The sequence below is a fragment of the Actinophytocola oryzae genome (assembly GCF_004364325.1).
Lineage (GTDB): Bacteria > Actinomycetota > Actinomycetes > Mycobacteriales > Pseudonocardiaceae > Actinophytocola > Actinophytocola oryzae.
Window position 1 is genome coordinate 127,484 of sequence record NZ_SOCP01000002.1, and the last position, 16,118, is coordinate 143,601.

The following is a 16,118-nucleotide window of genomic DNA, read 5'->3' on the forward strand; positions in this document are numbered from 1 at the left end:
TTTCGTCCGCCGTGCGGTCCCGGTCGTGTCGCAGGTGGAAGGCTCGGTGTGGCGCCGGATCCGGGCCCTGGCCCCGGATCCGGCCACCCGACGGGACTCGCTGTGGCTCGTCCTACCGGTCATCGGATGGCAGCGCGTCGGCCGCACGGTCGGAGAGCTTCTCGTCGACCGCGTCCAGGTTGTCCTCCGCCCAGGCGCGCAACGCCGCCAGCGGTGCGGCGGCGCTGACGCCGAGCCGGGTGAGGGAGTACTCGACGTGCAGCGGGACGGCCGGGTAGACGGTGCGGTCGACGAGGCCGTGCTCCTCCAACCGGCGCAGTGTCTGGGTCAGCACCTTCGAGCTGATTCCCTGCAGGTTCCGCTGGAGGGCACCGAAGCGCTGTGCGCCGCCCTCCAGGGTGCCGATGGCGAGCGCGGACCACTTGTTGGCCAGGAGGTCCAGTATCGTCCGGCACGGACACAGCGCCGCGTAGACGTCGTGGTCGCGATGACGTCCACTGATGCACCTCGCGGTCATGACGACTCTCCTGTCATCGCCGGTGAAAGGCCTCGATTCCGCCCTTGCCCCTGATCGTCCGGGCAACCGTAGCCCGCGCGGGATCCTTACCCACAAGATCGCTTACTTCCCTGGCGGGAGACGGGGGTCGTCGAGGATAGCGACTCCTCATGTGTCCACTGTGGATTGACGAGGCCGTCCAGGGCCCGACGCCAGCCGGTTCCGTCACAGCCCGCCAACGCGGCGCGCCGCCCGTCCGCACGACGTTGGTGCCGATCCGGTGAGCGAGAGGTCGCGCGGTTCGAGTACGCGCCCGAGCACCAGCATCAGGACTCCCGACTCCGATGGCGGCCTGGCCGTAGTCATTGTCAGCTTGTCGGCGGCCCGAGGCCCAGGCCCCGTTTCGGTGAATTCGTTCGTCCTCGTGTTCGGTTCGCTCAGCATTCGCCGGACTCCGCCGATCAAGGGAGAATCAGGGCATGGCGAGGGAGGGCCGACTGACCGTCGGCGTCGAGGAGGAGTACCTCATCGTCGACGCCGTCAGCCGGGCGACGTGCGCGGAGGGGCCCCTGGTCGCCGACAGCGCCGCTGACGAGCTCGGCGCTCGGGTCGGGACCGAGTTCACCCGGTTCCAGGTCGAAGCTCGCACCGATCCGCACGACTGCCTCCTGTCGCTCGGCGAGCAGGTCCGGGCCATGCGCGCCGCCACCGCGGTCGCCGCGGCCCGTCACGGGGTGCGGGCGGTGTCCTCCGGGACGCCGGTGCTCGGGGAGCTGACCCCGCCGCCGGTCACCGCCGACCCTCGCTACGCGGCGAGCCTCGCCCGTTTCCGGGCACTGAACGACGAGCAGTCCGCGTGTGCCTGCCACGTGCACGTCGGGTTGGCTGAGCGGCCCGTGGCCCTGCGGGTCAGCAACCATCTGCGACCCTGGCTGCCGGTGTTGGTCGCGATCTCGGCCAACTCGCCCTACTGGGCCGGCCGCGACACCGGCTACGCGAGTTGGCGTGCGATGGGCTGGGCACGCTGGCCCGCGGCCGGGCCGCCGCCCTTCTTCCACTCACCCGCCCACTTCGACGACCTGCTGGGCCGGCTGCGGGATTCCGGTGCGATCATGGATTCGGCCGGCGTGTACTGGGATGTGCGGCCCTCGCACCACCTGCCGACCGTGGAGGTCCGCGTGGCCGACGCCGCGACCACGCCAGGTGAGACCCAGCTGTTCGCCGCCCTGGTCCGAGGGCTGGTGGACACCGCGGTGGAGGCGATTGCCGCCGGTGAACCCGACCCAGACCCGGAACCGGAGATCCTCCGGACCGCCTACTGGCGCGCCGCCCGCGACGGCCTGTCCGGCCACGCCGTCGACCCGCACACCGCGCGCCTGCAGCCCACCCGAACACGGGTGGTCCACCTGCTCGCCCACATCCGGGATGCCGCCCGACGCAACGGCGACCACGACCTCATCGAGCGGGAATGGCTCGAGTTGGCGGAACGCGGCTGCGGGGCGGACCGACAGCGCGCCGTCCGACGTGTCCGCGGCCGGCTCACCGACGTCGTCGACCACCTCACCCTTACCGCCACTCACGCCCGACAGTGAGAGGCGTTGCGGTTGGTTGCTCCATTTGGGCGGTGTGATCGTCACCGGGGCGGGCACTCCCGGGGCAGTAACTCGAACTGGGAGGTCACGTGCAGCGCATCCGTCCGTCCAAGCCGGTCGCGGTCTTCGGCGCGATCTTCGGTCTTGCCATCCTGGTGTTCGGTGTGATCCAGATGAAGGACAGCACCAGCGGCTTCTTGTGGCTGTGGTTGGCGGCCGGTCTGGGGATCATCGGGTTCAACCTGTGGGCCGCCTTTGCCAAGAAGGGTGCGACGCAGGTCGTCGAGCACGACAACACCCGTTGAGGAAAGGTGCCACAGCCATTTCTTCAGTGCCGCCCGGGGGTTGAGCACAGGCGACCGGGAATTCACGCACCGCCCCGAGGAGCGCTGTAGGGTGCCGAGGTGACCGCGGCGGACGACGACTACGATGTCGCCGTTTCCTTCGCCGGTGAGCACCGCGAGTACGTCGAAGCCGTCGTCCGCGCCGCCAAGGCACTCGGTCTCCGCGTCTTCTATGACCGGGACATGACGAACGAGTTGTGGGGCAAGAACTTCCTCACGGCCTTTCGCAAGGTCTATTCGTCGGCCACCCGTTACTTCGTCCCGTTCATCTCGGTGGAGTACTTCTCGAAGCCCTACCCGCGGGACGAGTTCTCCTACGCGATGCTCAGAGCGGTCGAGCGGGGGGACGACTACATCCTCCCGTTCCTGATGGACGACGCGGAGATACCGCCCGAACTCCTGCACCCGCACATCGGCTACCTCCGCGCCGCGGACCACACGCCGCGGCAGCTCGCGGAGCGGCTGCGGATCAAGGTCGACCAGGCGCGGGCAGCCGGCCAGACGCCACAGACGATGGGCAGGCTGGTGCAGGACGCGCTCCAGGTCGACCCCACGTTTCCCGCGGACATCCCGGACTTCACGAATCGGGTCGACGAGATCGAGGCGTCGAGGCAGCACGCGTCGACCGCGCGGCCGGTGATCGTCTTCCACGGCATGGGCGGTGTCGGCAAGTCGAAGCTCGCCATCCACCTCGCGCACGGGTTCGGGAAGGGCCGGTCCGACAGGCTCGTCTACCTGAACATGCGCGGTCACCAACGGGAACCGATAGACCCTGTGGACGCGGTCGACGTCCTGTTGTCGCGGCTCGACATCGTCCCCGAGGGCAAGCCGCAGCTGAAGTTCGACCAATGGCACGTCGCGGCGGCGAGGACGAAGGCGATCCTCCTCCTGGACAACGTGGAGACCGCCGACCAGGCAGAGCCCCTGATACCGAACAGTGGTTCGACATTGGTGCTCATCACGTGCCGAAGCCTGATCGGACTGGACGCGGCGAAGTTCGTCCACGTCCGCGAGTTCGACGACCACGCCGCCGCGTCGATGGTCGGCGGCATCGTCAGCGTGGCGGAGTCGGTCGTGACGGAGGTCGCGGAGGTGCTGCTGCGCACCGCGCAGGACGCGGCCGTCGCGGACGGCGACATCCCCGCACTGGCCCGGTTTTCCCTCACCTTGGCTGACCTGCTGGGCAACCGCGGCGAGTCGGCCGAGGCGATCCAGGTCCTGGAGTCGGCGCTCACCCACGACATGACGGCTGGGGACCGATCGGGGCTCCTCGCGTCCCGGGGTGCCCGGTTGCGCGAGCTGGACGACCACGCCCATGCCATATCGACGTTGGAAGAGGCCGTGGCGCTCGCACGCGAGTGGGGCGAGGACAGGCACACGGCGTGGACCCTGAACTACCTGGGACTCGCCTACGAGATGGGCGGCCGGCAGGACGACGCTCTGCGGGTGGAGGGCGAGGCTCAGCGGATCTACGAGGGCCTTGACGACGCCGGTGGCGTCACCTGGGTGATCGGTTACCGGTCCCGCACACTGGAAAGCCTCGGCCGGTACGACGAAGTCGAGCACTCCCTCCTCGAAGCACTCGAGGCGATCAGGCGGCGGCCGCAACCGGCTCTCGGGGCGGAAGCCTGGGTGGCCCACAGGCTCTGCGAGTTCTTCCAGGCGACCGAACAGCACGCGAAGCTCGCGAACTCGGCACGAGACCTGCTGGGTGTCGCCAACGCCATGGACAACAACATCCTGCGAGAGCAGGCACGGGGGTTCCTGGAACACGTCATGCCGGGGGACGGCCTTGCGGAGCCTCGATGAAGTTCTTCAACGCGTGGAGGGTGCGCTCGCTTTCCTTGCGGTAACGCGCGACGACGACCGGCGCGAAGGGTTTCAGTGCCGGTGGGAGCGTGATCTCGATGTCCCGTTGGAGAGTCACGGTGTCGGCCGACTCGGTGAGGGTGTAGGTCACGGCGCTGTCGATGACGCCGAGCAGGCGTGGTCGCAGGGTCATCGGTTGGTGGAACGTCACGGTCTCCGGGCTCCGCATCGCGGTGACGACGCCTCGGCGCACGCCGAGGCCGCTCCGCTCCACGTACTCGGTGCCGACCCGGACCGGGCCGTCGGTGATGTCGATGGTGCCCGTGTAGTCGGCCGACGTGTCGAGCCACCGTCCGTAGCCACGGAGGTCGGTGATGACGTCGAACGTCCGCTCGGCGGTGCCGCGGATCCTGGCTGTCAGGGAGAGCGTTGGCATAGCGCGAAAGGGTAGTCCGAACACCCCGGAACCATCCTCGGGCCGGACGTGTCGAACGCGGTCGGCGACGTGGGTCGCGGCACCCTCTTCCCGGCCGGGGTGGCGGATCGCGACCGGGGAAGCCACCGGGCCCGGCCTGTCATGCGATGCGCTGTCGCGATCCCAGCACGGTCACCGTGAATCGTTTGCCGGGGTTCGGGCCGGGGGTGGCGCGGATGCGGATCCGGTGGTCGGGGGACGGTAGACGCAGCCGGACGTCGCGCACCAGGTGCGCGACCGTGGCCGTCGCCAGCAGTTCGGTGATGCCGGCGCCCAGGCAGGTGTGGCCGCCGACCGAGAACGGTGCGTAGACGCCCTTCCGGCGGCTGCCCGTGAAGTCGCGGTCCAGGTCGAAGGCGTCGGGATCCGCGTAGTGCTCGGGCAGGTGGTGGGGAACGGTCGTGGCGACCAGCACCCGCGTGCCCGTTCCCACGTGGCAGCCGCCGAACTCGAACGGCTTCACCACGGTCCTCGTGGAGCCCGGCGCAGGCGGGTACAGGCGGAGTGTCTCCATGACCAGCCGGTGGGTCACCGCCATCGAGCGCAGGCGCTCGAACGGCAGCCGGCCGTCCACGAACGAGGCGTCGACCTCCTCGGTCACGCGCTGGTGGACGGTGGGATGCCGCAGCAGGGCGTAGACCAGGAAGCTGTACAGGTAGGCCACGGTGTTGATGCCCGCGAAGTACCCCTGCAGCGCCATGCCAGCCTGGACGTCCGGCGGGTAGGGGCGCCCGTGCTGGTCGGTCGCGGCCAGGATGTGGTCGAGCAGGTCCGGCCTGCCGTCGTGCGGCCTCGCGGCGCGTTCGGCCAGCGCGGCGCCCGCGAACGCGCGGATCTCGTCCCGTGCCCGCCGGTACGCGGGCAGCCGCAGTGCCGCCCTCGGCCATTTCCCGGCGACGGTGACGTCGAGCACCCGCTCGAAGGCCGAACGCAGCTGCTCGAACCGGTCGGTCGTCGCGGCACCGGTGAGCACGCTCGACAACTGGTCGGCGGCCAGGCGCTGGCACTGGTCGACCACACGCAGCGGCGCACCCGGTCGCCACGCGCGGATCCGGGCCTCGGTGTGTGCCGAGAAGGTGTCCCACCGCGCGGCGAGCAGGTCGCGGGAGATGGCGCTGCCGAGGGTCCTGCGCAGGCGCCGGTGCGGAGCCCCTGTCAGGACGTGGACGCGCATGCCGAACTCGCGGTCGAGCCCGCCCATCGTGTCCCGGCTGGAGAAGTGCTCCTCGCCGTGCCTGTGCAGGAACTGGTTGGCCTCCTGGCCCGCCATGATCGTGAACGCCTGGTTCAGCGCGCGGACGCGGAAGACCGGCCCCAGCGCGCGGTGCTGCGCGACCAGGAACCGTTGGATGTCGCCCGCCATCGCCAGCGCGTTGCCGAGAACCGGGAGTCGTGGCGCCATGGGCGGCAGCCGTGTGGTGGTCATGGCGTCACAGCCACGTGAGTCGGGAGAACTGGTCGGCGTCCAGGCCGCTGCCGTCCAGGTTGGTGCGCAGCTCGGGCCGGGCGTCGGTGCCCCGGCCGAGCACGTCCATGCCCGCGGGCGTGACGAGCGACCTGTCGAAGGTGATCACCAGGACCTCGCCGTCGGCGCTGACCCGCTCGACCTGCCACCGGCTGCGGAGTATCCACAGTGGACCGCGGCCGCGCCAGACGAACCGGTGGTCGTCCTGCCGGTAGCGGTCGGTGCCGACCACGCGTCGGGCCGCGCCGGCACGGGTGCGGTAGTCGACCTCGTCCCGCAGCACGAGGTCGCCGCCGGGCAGCGGGGTGTAGGTGATCGTGGGGTCCAGCCTCTTCCCGGACAGCCACATCGGGAAGGTCGTGGCGTGGACGCGCCACCGTCCTGGCAGCACCCGACGCAGTTCTTCGACACTCGACTTCGTGGTCACACAGGAAGAGACGGCACGACCGCGGTCGTGGTTTCACGGTTGGTACGCACGGGCAACACGGGGTGGCGGATGGGGCAACGTCAGGTCGGCGTCACTCACCGTCGCACTGCTGCGGTCGTCATCCGTGATGGGTGACGGGGAAGTCGAAGTAGGTGTCGGGGTAGGGCTCGTCGTCGAGGGTGTAGTGCCACCACTCCTCGGCGAGGTTGTGGAACCCGGCGGCCACCAGGGTGTCGCGGAGCAGGTCGCGGTGGTGGCGGGCCGCACCGGTGATGGCCGGGTTGTCGGTGTGGGACAACGGGTCGAAGCAGTCGTAGCCGGTGCCCATGTCGACGGTGTTGTCGGGGAAGCGTTGTCCGACCGGGGCGTAGCAGGCGACCAGCGGCTCACCTGGGCGGTAGGGCCGTTGGGGTCGGACGGGAAGCCTGACGAGCGTGACGTCGAAGGTGCTGCCTCGGCTGTGGCCGGACTTCTCGGCGATGTAGCCGTCGGCGAACAGCCGGGTCTTGTCGACGTCGGGGTAGAACTCGGCCTTCATCCTGTCGTCGTCGAGATCCTCGGCCCAGCGGACGAAGTGGTCGACCGCGCGCTGCGGGCGGTAGCAGTCATAGACCTTGAGCGTGTAACCCTGCCCGATCAGGCTGCGTTGCGCGGTACGCAGGGCGGTCGCGGCCTCGCGGGTGAGGATGCACTCCGGTTGCAGGTAGCCGTCGATGCGTTCACCGACGAAGTTGTGCCGGGTGAAGTAGCGGATGTCGTACCGGATCGTCGGGTCGATGTCGTGCAGAGCGACGAACCCGGCCGGCACACGGTCCCGTTCGCTCGCGGAGGCCGGTGCGGCGAGAGCCACGCAGGAGAGGACGGCGAGCACGACCGCGCCGAGGCGGGAGAGTCGGGACACCGAACCTTTATACACACACGGTCGCGGCGGGTGTTGATCGACGCCGCGGGGGAGAGTGAGACATACCCCTAGCCCCAATGCCGGTCGTTTAAGCCAGTGCAAGATCAACTCGACGATCGGCGACCAGCGGAAACAGGCACGACCAAGATCCACAAGCAGACCCTTGGCGATCTAAACGACCGGCATTGCCCCTAGCCCACCTGCGCACGCACGATGACACTGCCCTCGGCACGGGGGCATCGGCAGTAGCCGTCCTCGTCGACCAGCGTGACGCGTTGGCCGTACACGCCGGCTCCCCGCGGCAGCACGACGTCGACGGGCACGATCACGGTGTGCCCCGGGCCGACGTCCGGCACCGGCACCAGCTCCGGCATGTCGAGGATGTGTGGCCCGTACCGCGGTCCGGTGCGCCGCAGGAACCGGTTGTGCCAGTGCCACCGGCCGCGGTTGCGCAGCTCGACGGCCACCGTCACCCGCTCGCCCGGCCTGCCCCGTGCCGCGGCCGGCGGTGCCCACTCGATCCGGTCGCCCCTCCTGCGCCGCGACCAGCCGGTCCCCTCACGTTCGTCGTGTGCCGCGAACTGGTAGAGCAGCTCCAGTATCGGCGCGGTGCCGTGCAGCTCGTCGTAGGCGCGCACGAGCGGGCGGGGCACGCGGCGGGTGTTCGGCCACCGCCGCCCGCCGACCAGCCTGCCGATCTCCGCCCAGTCCGCGCGTCGGCGGGGTGCCGTGAGCAGCTCGACGCGCCGGCACACCTCGGAGGCCGACAGGCGGCGGTCCACCGGCAGGCACGAGCAGTCGGTCACCAGGTCCGCCAACGGGTCCGCCAGCGGCACCGCACCCTCGCCCGTCGCCGCGAAGCGGGCCAGGTCCGCCCACGCGACCAGGTCGGCGCCGCCGGCCGCACCGGGACCGCCGACCACGAACCGGTCCCCGTCCAGGAACACCGACCGCGGCCCCAGCCCGCCGTGCGACGCGCCGACCCGGTGCAGGTCGGCCATGACGCGCGCGGTCACCCGCAGCAACTCGACGAGCCGCTCGCCCTTCACCGGGCCCCGGGCACGGACCTCGGTGACGACGTCGATCCTCGGCAGGTCCTCGTAGACGAGGTAGCCGGGGCCCCGGTCCACGAGCGCGGCCATGCCGGGGATCCGCAGGTGCCGCAGGCGCGTGCCGACGTCGTGGCCGCCGGTGACCAGGCTGTAGGGCGCCTTGTCCGGGCCGCGCACCCGCCACAGTCGACCGTCGATCCGCTCGACGAGCTCGTAGGGTCCCATTTTGACCGTCACCGGGCCCTGGCCGGTCATCACTCTGGGGGTGCCTGCGGCGGTTCGGCGAGCTCGGCGATCCGGTCGAGGTAGGCGGTGAGGTCGACGACGAGCGAACGGGCCGGGCCTCCGTTCAGTGCCTGGGCCTGCGCGACGTGACCGTGCAGCCGGTCCACGGTCACCTCGATCAGCCGGCTTCGGTTCGCCAGCATCTCCTGGAGCTTGCGGCCGGCCTCGTCACGCTGGCCGCGGTGCAGCTCGCGGAACCCGGTCACCCGGTCCAGCTCCGCGTGGTACCGGCGGCGGCTGCGCAGGTTGTCGACGCACTCCCGCTTGGCGGCCGGGTCCCGTGGCGCGGGCATGTCCACCTCACCCAGGTAGCTCTGGTGTTGCTGGACGATCAGCTGCTGCCGGGTTATCGCCGGGTCCATCGCGCGCAGCTCGCCGATCAGCCGCACCAGCTCCAGGTCGAGCCGTGTGTACAGCCACCGGTCGTACACCTGGGAGAACATCGCCACCATGGCGGCTAGTTCACCGGATCGGGGCGGCACGCGGTATTGGTCGATCAACCAACACGGGGCCGCCGAAGAATGGGCTGGTCAAGAGGTCGATGCGCGATTGTTATGGACAGATCGTCACATCGGTGACAACATCGCGCATCCGATGACCGATATGCCGATCGTGCCACACGGCTATGCTGAGCAACGCCTCCGCGCGCTGAGCTACCGGTACGTTGGTGTGACCCGGGCGATTGTCGTGGCCCTGGCGGCACTCTTCGCGGTGCCGGTGGCGTCGCCCGCCGGAAAAGTGGTCACCGCCATTCTCGCCGGAATTCTGCTCGTCTGGCAATACCCCTATCTGACGCGGATGCGTTCGGGGAACCCCCAGGCGTGGGTGATCGGCATCGACCTCGCGCTCGTCGCCCTGGTCAGCCTGACCCAGCAGTGGACCGTGCCGGACGCCTACCTGGCCGACGGCATCGGCTGGGTGAGCATCGTCGTGTCCATCTCGGTGGTCGCGCTCCAGTGGTACCTCAGCCTGTGGCTCGCGGTACCCGTGACCGTGCTGCTGTCCGTCGCGTACGGGGCGGGCGCGGCACTCGCGGTGCCGGACGAGCCCGGTGCGGCGGTCGCGATCGCGGCCTGGATGCTCGCCGAGGGTGCGCTGTCCCGCGTGCTGTACCTGCTGGTGCGGCAGGGCGCCCGGCGGGCCGACGACATCAGCGCGCGCACCGAGGCCTCCCGCCGCCAGGCCGAGGTGGCCAGGGCACTGCGTGACGACGAGGCCGAGCACGTGGCCGTCCTGCACGACACGGTCGCCAACACGCTGCTCATGGTCGGCGAGGGCGTGTTCGCCGCGCGGGACGACTGGCTGTCGCGGCGGGCCGGCACGGACCTCGAGACGATCGGCACCCCGAGCGACCTGCCGAGCACCGCGGAGTCCGTGGCACTGGACGAGCTGCTGGCGCAGGTGTGCGGGCAGGCGGCGGTGCGGGTCGACGTCGAGACCGTCCCGCTGGCCGTGCCCGGTCCGGTCGCGACCGCGTTCTGCGGCGCGGTCCGCGAGGCGCTCGGCAATGTGGCCAAGCACGCCGGCGTCGACACGGCGACCGTGCGTGCCACCCGCACCGGCCGCACGGTGACGGTCGAGGTCACCGACGCCGGTCGCGGGTTCGACACGCGGTCCTCGTCCCGCAGGGGTTTCGGCCTGAGCGGGTCGATCGAGGAGCGCATGGACCGGATCCACGGCTCGGCGACGGTCTCCTCGACGCCGGGCGCGGGCACGACCGTCCGTCTGATGTGGACACTGGCGGAGCTGCCGCCGGAATCGCCGAGTACGGTCGGGGCGGAACGGTTCCTGCGCGGGATCCGGGTCGCCACGGTGCTGATCGCCGGCGCGGTGCTGGTGGGCATGAACACGCCGATGCTGCTGACCCACCTCGACCAGTACACGTCGGCGCCGCTCGAGATCGCCTGCTTCGCCGCACTCGCACTGGTCGTGCTCGTGACGGCCGTGCCGATCGCCGCCAACCGGCCCATTGGCGTGCTGCGGTACCCGCTGCTCGGGCTGGTGCTGCTCGCGTCGGTGGTCGCGGCGGCCGACGTTCCCGCGCCGTACCAGATGACGGCGGCGCAGTGGAGCTACGGCACCGTCGGCTGGTTCGTCGTGATGCTGCTGTTCGACCGGGGGTTGCGGCCGGTGGTCGTGTTCCTCGGCGTCCACGTCGGCGCCACCCTGGTCCAGTTCGCGCTGGCGGAACAGTTCGACTCCGCGACGCTGCTGCGCACCCTCAACGTGTCCATCCCGATCCTCGGTTTCCAGCTCGCCCTCGGCGCGTGCGGCCACACGCTGACGGTGCTCGCGCAGAGTGCCGAGGAGGACAGCGCACGCGCGGCGCGGGTGATCACCGCGCACGAGACCGCCGAGCGGCTCTACCAGCACCGCCAGGGGCGCTACGCCGAGCTGATGCCCACGATCACGCCCATCCTCACCGGCCTGGCGGACGGGCAGCTGGATCCGGGCGACCGGGAGGTCCGGCACCGGTGCGCGGTCGCGGCGGCGGTGATCCGCAGGCTCCTCGCGGAACGCACCGACCACGACGACCCGCTGGTCGAGGAGCTGCGTGCGGTGATGGACGTGGCACTGCGCAAGGGGGTCGTGGTCGACCTGCTGCTGAGCGGGCAGCGGCCGTCGATCCCGGTCCACGTCCGCCGTGCGCTGACCGAGCCGGCGCTGACCGTGCTGGCGCTGGCCGAGTCGACGGCCCGCCTGACCATCGACGCGGACGAGACCGCGGTGACCGTCAGCGTGGTGGCCGACGCGTCGCCCGTCGACCTGCCCGCGAACGGGCACCCGATCGAGACGACGGTCCTTCCGCTGGACGAGCGAATCTGGGTGGAGTCACGATGGACGATGTGATCACGGTGGCGGTCGTCGACGACCACCCCGCGATGCGGCTCGGCGTGCGGCTGTGGATGGAGTCCGCCGACCCGCCGATCCAGGTGACGGCCGAGGGCGACTCGATCATGACCGCGTGGACCGAGCCGGGTGACCACGCGGACGTGGTCGTGCTGGACCTGGAGCTGCGGCCGGGGGTGCCGGCCTACGACGACCTGCGGCGGCTGGCCACGGCTGGGCGGCGGGTCGTGGTGTACACGCACCGCCAGGACCAGGCGGCCGCACTGGCCTGCATAGCGGGCGGCGCGACGACGTACCTGACCAAGCACGAGAGCAACGAGCACCTCGTGTCCGCGGTCCGCGCGGCGGCGGCCGGTGAGCAGTACGTCTCGCCGTCGCTGGCGGGCGCGATGGCGAACAACCCGGCGGCCGACCGGCCGCGGTTGTCGCCGAGGGAGAAGGAGGTGCTGCTGGCGTGGTTCCGCAGCTCCTCGAAGCAGATGGTGGCCACGCGCCTGTACCTGTCGCTGAGCGCGGTGAACCGACACATCGAACGCGCCCGCGCCAAGTACGCCGAAGCCGGCCGAGCCGCGGGCACGAAGGCAGACCTGCTGAAACGAGCGGTGGAGGACGAACTGGTCACCTGGGAGGACATCTGACCCGCCTGCGATGAGCGGCCCGTCTTCGCGCCGGTCGGACGGTGGGAGGCGGAATCCCGGCCGCAGGTCGACAACCCGCCCCGACGAGTGCCCTTCCGGGCACGGTGACCGGACCTCGACATGCCTATGGTTGGCGTCCACCAAGCTCGTCTTCTCGCGGAGGAGCCATGACCACGCCGTCCCGACGCCTCGAGGACCTCATCGCGATGTGGATCCTCGGCGAAGAGGAGAAGATCGACGATGTCGAGGAGGTGGAGAGGGCGGCGATGGATCGGTATCTCCCGTCGCTCGCCCAGGTTCGGCAGCTCTGTGACGGCTGTGAGGGATTCTGTTCGAGGGTGGTGGACGCGCTGGCCGACGGTGCGCTGGATCGCGGGTCGGGACAGCGCGCGGACGAGTGGCTCAAGGACACGTTGGCGAATGGCTACGACACGGACGACGTGGAGAGATGGCGGCAGCTTTCCGGTTCCGTGCGGGCCGACGACACGCGAGCCGCACTGCTGGACGCGGTCGCCGAGATGCTGCCCCGCCTGCTCACGGTGCGGAACGGCGCGCAGGCCACCCGGGAGGCGCTCTCACAGCAGCTGGACACACTGCCGGAGCTGGTCACCCCGGAGGAGCCTTCGCTGGCCAGAGCCAGGAAGTTCTGCGAGGACCTGACCGGTTGGCAGCATGGACTTCGCGACGGTCTGGCGAACGGTCAGATGACCTATGAACTGGCCCTCTGGTACTACCAGGTTTTCGACCAGGCGGTGAAGAACGAGTACCCGTCGATCAAGGCGGACGTGGAGACCGCTGTCTCGTCGATCGATCCGCACCTGGCCGCTGAGACCCAGGCCGGGCTGAAGAGTGTGCGGGACGCTGCGTACGTGACGATTGACGCCCTTTCCCGGGAGATTCGGCCGAATTCCCAGTCGGGCACCTACCAGCTGCTCCACATGCGGAACGTGGACGAGGAGGCCCAGGAACTCGACGACCGGGACGAGGGGTTCGAAACCGGCGAGATGGGCGACTGTGCGTCCGTCGTCGTCCTGTGGAACCGGAACGAGTACGGCATCCACCGGAACGCGCGGGCCATTCACGGCCTGGGCGGTTTCCGGGCGGTCAACCTGGACAGCCTGTTGGACGACGTGCCGAACGACCGTGGCACGACGGTCGTCGCCCTGCTCGGCGGCGTGTCGGCCACTTCTTTCGACGATCTGCTCCTGACGATGGCGTTCGGGGAACGACTGGGCCAGGCGCGGCTCAGGATCTGTGCAGGAGGTGGCCGCGTCAACCGGAGGGGCGAGGTCCTGAGGTAGCCGACGGATGGTCACCTCGGCGTCCCGGAGCACGGCGAGTCGGGTCCGTCAGTGCCGGCTGACGAGGTGGTCGCGGAGACGGGCGTGCCGGAACTGGTACACCGCGCCGCTTTCGCGCAGTACGCCGCGTCGGTGCGCGTCGTCGAGGAACCGCTTGGGGCGCCAGGGCAACCGGCCGGTGAGCGGCAGCCACAGGCGGGCGAAGACGAGCCATCGCCCGCCCCACGACGAGAACAGCAGCCGGGTCAGCAGGGCGACGAGTCCGTACAGGAATCCATAGAGGACACCTTGCCGGACGGGACTCTCCAACACGTACAGGTTTCCGACCGCGATCGCGTTCACCAGCACCACCATGGCGCCGACCATGGCGACGCGGAACAGTGTGGCGGACCGGTCCCTGGCCAGCAGCTCCCAGGTGCTGACCGCGGCGTCCTGGTTGTCCGGGCCGCTGAACAGACTCACGATGACGTTGGCGATCGCGTACGTCGTCCCGACGACGACACCGAGCACGAGGCCCGCGGTGACGTGGACTGCCACCCCAGCGTCGGGGAGCCGATCCGCGAGGGCCGGTGCCAACGCGCCGACGAACTCGCCGGCGAACGGACGTGAGAAGTCGTAGGCGACGCCGTAGACCAGCCACGAGGCGAGCGAGAACACGACCCCGGTCACCAACCCGGTGACGCCTTCGGCGCCGAACCCGCGGAAGGCTCGCGATGGTGCGGACGGTCGAGAACGCCCGAAACGCAGCCGCTCCGGGACCCGATCCGCTCTCAGCTCGTTGATCACGCCGACCGTGAGACCGGCGGCGAGGCCGGTTCCCGTCTCCAGCATCCCTTCGCTGACCTGGTTGGACCCGCTCGACCCCGCAAGCCAGTCGGCGGTGAGGTAGCCGAGGATGCCGATGGCGGCACCCAACGGTGCCGTGACGATGCCCGTGACCAGTACGCGAGCAGGACGGCCGAGCGTGGTGTCGAGCTGCCACCAGGCGAGGTCGTAGGTGTTGCGGCGAGCCAGGTGTCCGGCGAGGAAGCCGAGCCAGCGGCGCGCCTGGTGGTCCGTCCACACCGGACGCTTCTGGAGAGTGCGGCGGGGGTCGTAGAGCGCTGCGAGGTAGGCGCTGAAGAGGTGGTCCTCGATGGCGTCGAAGGAGGGGAACCGGCGTATGTCGAGCAGGTCCTCGGGATTCTGGTGCGGCACGTCGTTGTAGATGGTGCGCACCAACATGACCAGCAGCGGGGTCCGCAGCGCCCAGGCGAGGTTGCGGCTCGCGGGGTCGCCGGGTACGGCGCGCAGATACGCGAAGATCGACCCCCAGCGGACGGCCCGGGTCGTGCTGTTGCCCGCCTGCAGGTAGCGCTGGGCTTCGTCGAGAGCGATGTCCGCCAGCTCGATGACGGCCGCGTTGCCCATCGCCCCGGTGGCGTCGACCGCGGCGATGTAGTCGGGCGGCCGGGTGGTGAGGACCAGTGGGCCGGCGAACCGGTTGATCTCACGAATGGCCTCGATGTGGTGGCGTGGCTGGATCTCGTCGAAGCCGTCCAGGATCGGCAGGATCCTGCCGGTCAGCAGCAACCTCCTGGCGAAGGTGGTGCCGGCGGCGTCGACCCCGTCCAGGAAGGTGTGGTCGCGGATGAGCCGGTCGGCGAGCATCTCGGTCAGGCCGGTCAGGTGGGGGTTCCAGTTGCTCATGCTGAACAGCACCGGCACTCGTGCCGTGTCGTCCGGGTGGTCCAGGCATTCCAGGATCAGCCGGTGAGCGAGCACGGTCTTCCCCGCGCCTGCCCGACCCGTGATCACCAGGCGACCGGACGGAATGCCCCGGTAGGTGGCGTGGATGCCGGCGGCAGGTTGGTGACCCCGACCCCGCCACGACATGCGCAGCGGCCGTGGATCACCGATGCGCCAGTGGCGTTCCTCCTGCTGGCTGAGCTCCTGGCTCCGGAGCGCCAGCAGGCGGAATGCGGCATCGAGCTGTGCGTCGCCGACCGTCAGGTCCGGGAGAGTGGCGGTGCTGGAGCCGAGGAGCTGGAAGACCAGTGCCACCGCCGCGTAGACCACCGACACGATTCCCGCGACCTGGCTCGCCGTGTTCGTGCCGCCGCCGAACAGTGCGAGCACCACCCACAGGAGTACCGCGACGATCGCCCCGATGAGCAGCAGAAAGGTCCACCGTCTCGCGGTGCTGGGTTGCCGGAGCACGGTGTACCCCCTCATCGAGTCCCCACCCATTGATTTCCAGCGTAGCCGAACATTTCTTTCGAGAACTGGCCTGCGGAGCCGAAGCCGGGAACCACCGGAAGTTCACCGGAGGATCGGGTTTCGCGGTCGCACGGATGGTTCGGCATCGGAACGGGGGTCGCGGTCGGAATTCGGACACTCGCTTCGACTGGCCGGGTCCGCAGACCGAAGAATTCCGGATTCTTCGACACTGCTCATGGACGAGCCGTTCGGGGTCCGACGCACCCGCGCGATCCCGTCCTCGA

14 protein-coding genes are annotated in these 16,118 nt (G+C 70.0%); 6 read left to right on the plus strand and 8 right to left on the minus strand.

Translation table 11 applies throughout. From position 1 onward, the window contains the following. Window positions 1-112: 112 nt before the first annotated feature. Window positions 113-517, minus strand: coding sequence for a winged helix-turn-helix transcriptional regulator (locus CLV71_RS04615; protein WP_133901348.1), 405 nt, complete (start codon window positions 515-517; stop codon window positions 113-115). A gap of 458 nt (window positions 518-975) precedes the next feature. Between CLV71_RS04615 and CLV71_RS04620 the strand changes: the two genes are divergently transcribed. The 3 genes from CLV71_RS04620 to CLV71_RS04630 all read left to right on the plus strand — a co-directional run bounded on the left by CLV71_RS04620 (window position 976) and on the right by CLV71_RS04630 (window position 4,241). Further along, entirely contained in the window at window positions 976-2,088 is a 1,113-nt protein-coding gene (locus tag CLV71_RS04620; RefSeq protein ID WP_133901349.1) for a carboxylate-amine ligase, read from the plus strand. Between the two features lie 89 nt (window positions 2,089-2,177). Further along, window positions 2,178-2,393, plus strand: a complete 216-nt coding sequence (locus tag CLV71_RS04625; protein ID WP_133901350.1) for a hypothetical protein — start codon at window positions 2,178-2,180, stop codon at window positions 2,391-2,393. A 99-nt stretch (window positions 2,394-2,492) separates the two neighbouring features. Then, window positions 2,493-4,241 carry a TIR domain-containing protein gene (locus CLV71_RS04630; protein WP_133901351.1) on the plus strand — a complete coding sequence of 583 codons (1,749 nt, stop codon included), beginning with the start codon at window positions 2,493-2,495 and terminating at the stop codon, window positions 4,239-4,241. Here CLV71_RS04630 and CLV71_RS04635 read toward each other — a convergent pair. The 6 genes from CLV71_RS04635 to CLV71_RS04660 form a co-directional block, all read right to left on the minus strand. Further along, window positions 4,207-4,677, minus strand: a complete 471-nt coding sequence (locus CLV71_RS04635; protein WP_133901352.1) for an SRPBCC family protein — start codon at window positions 4,675-4,677, stop codon at window positions 4,207-4,209. The genes CLV71_RS04630 and CLV71_RS04635 overlap by 35 nt on opposite strands. 139 nt (window positions 4,678-4,816) lie before the next feature. Continuing rightward, entirely contained in the window at window positions 4,817-6,142 is a 1,326-nt protein-coding gene (locus tag CLV71_RS04640) for a cytochrome P450 (RefSeq protein WP_133901353.1), read from the minus strand. 4 nt (window positions 6,143-6,146) lie between these two features. Beyond that, window positions 6,147-6,608, minus strand: a complete 462-nt coding sequence (locus tag CLV71_RS04645) for a hypothetical protein (protein ID WP_133901354.1) — start codon at window positions 6,606-6,608, stop codon at window positions 6,147-6,149. 118 nt (window positions 6,609-6,726) lie between these two features. Then, window positions 6,727-7,509, minus strand: coding sequence for a M15 family metallopeptidase (locus CLV71_RS04650; protein WP_133901355.1), 783 nt, complete (start codon window positions 7,507-7,509; stop codon window positions 6,727-6,729). Window positions 7,510-7,700: 191 nt separating this feature from the next. Then, entirely contained in the window at window positions 7,701-8,786 is a 1,086-nt protein-coding gene (locus tag CLV71_RS04655; RefSeq protein WP_133901356.1) for a hypothetical protein, read from the minus strand. Window positions 8,787-8,815: 29 nt separating this feature from the next. Beyond that, on the minus strand, window positions 8,816-9,298 hold the full coding sequence (locus CLV71_RS04660; RefSeq protein WP_133901357.1) for a hypothetical protein: 483 nt from the start codon (window positions 9,296-9,298) through the stop codon (window positions 8,816-8,818). Window positions 9,299-9,440: 142 nt separating this feature from the next. On the opposite strand from CLV71_RS04660, the gene CLV71_RS04665 reads away from it, so the two are divergent. The 3 genes from CLV71_RS04665 (at window position 9,441) to CLV71_RS04675 (ending at window position 13,635) form a co-directional block, all read left to right on the plus strand. Then, a complete protein-coding gene (locus CLV71_RS04665; RefSeq protein WP_133901358.1) occupies window positions 9,441-11,696 on the plus strand; it encodes an ATP-binding protein in 2,256 nt (751 codons plus the stop codon). Continuing rightward, window positions 11,684-12,334, plus strand: coding sequence for a response regulator transcription factor (locus CLV71_RS04670; protein WP_133901359.1), 651 nt, complete (start codon window positions 11,684-11,686; stop codon window positions 12,332-12,334). Before CLV71_RS04665 ends, CLV71_RS04670 begins: the two co-directional genes overlap by 13 nt. Before the next feature lie 167 nt (window positions 12,335-12,501). Next, window positions 12,502-13,635 (plus strand): hypothetical protein, encoded by a 1,134-nt coding sequence (locus CLV71_RS04675; protein ID WP_133901360.1) that lies wholly within the window; start codon window positions 12,502-12,504, stop codon window positions 13,633-13,635. Window positions 13,636-13,683: 48 nt separating this feature from the next. Here the strand turns inward: CLV71_RS04675 and CLV71_RS04680 are convergent, their stop codons facing one another. Further along, a complete protein-coding gene (locus CLV71_RS04680; RefSeq protein ID WP_166663929.1) occupies window positions 13,684-15,849 on the minus strand; it encodes an NACHT domain-containing protein in 2,166 nt (721 codons plus the stop codon). Between the last annotated feature and the right edge of the window lie 269 nt (window positions 15,850-16,118).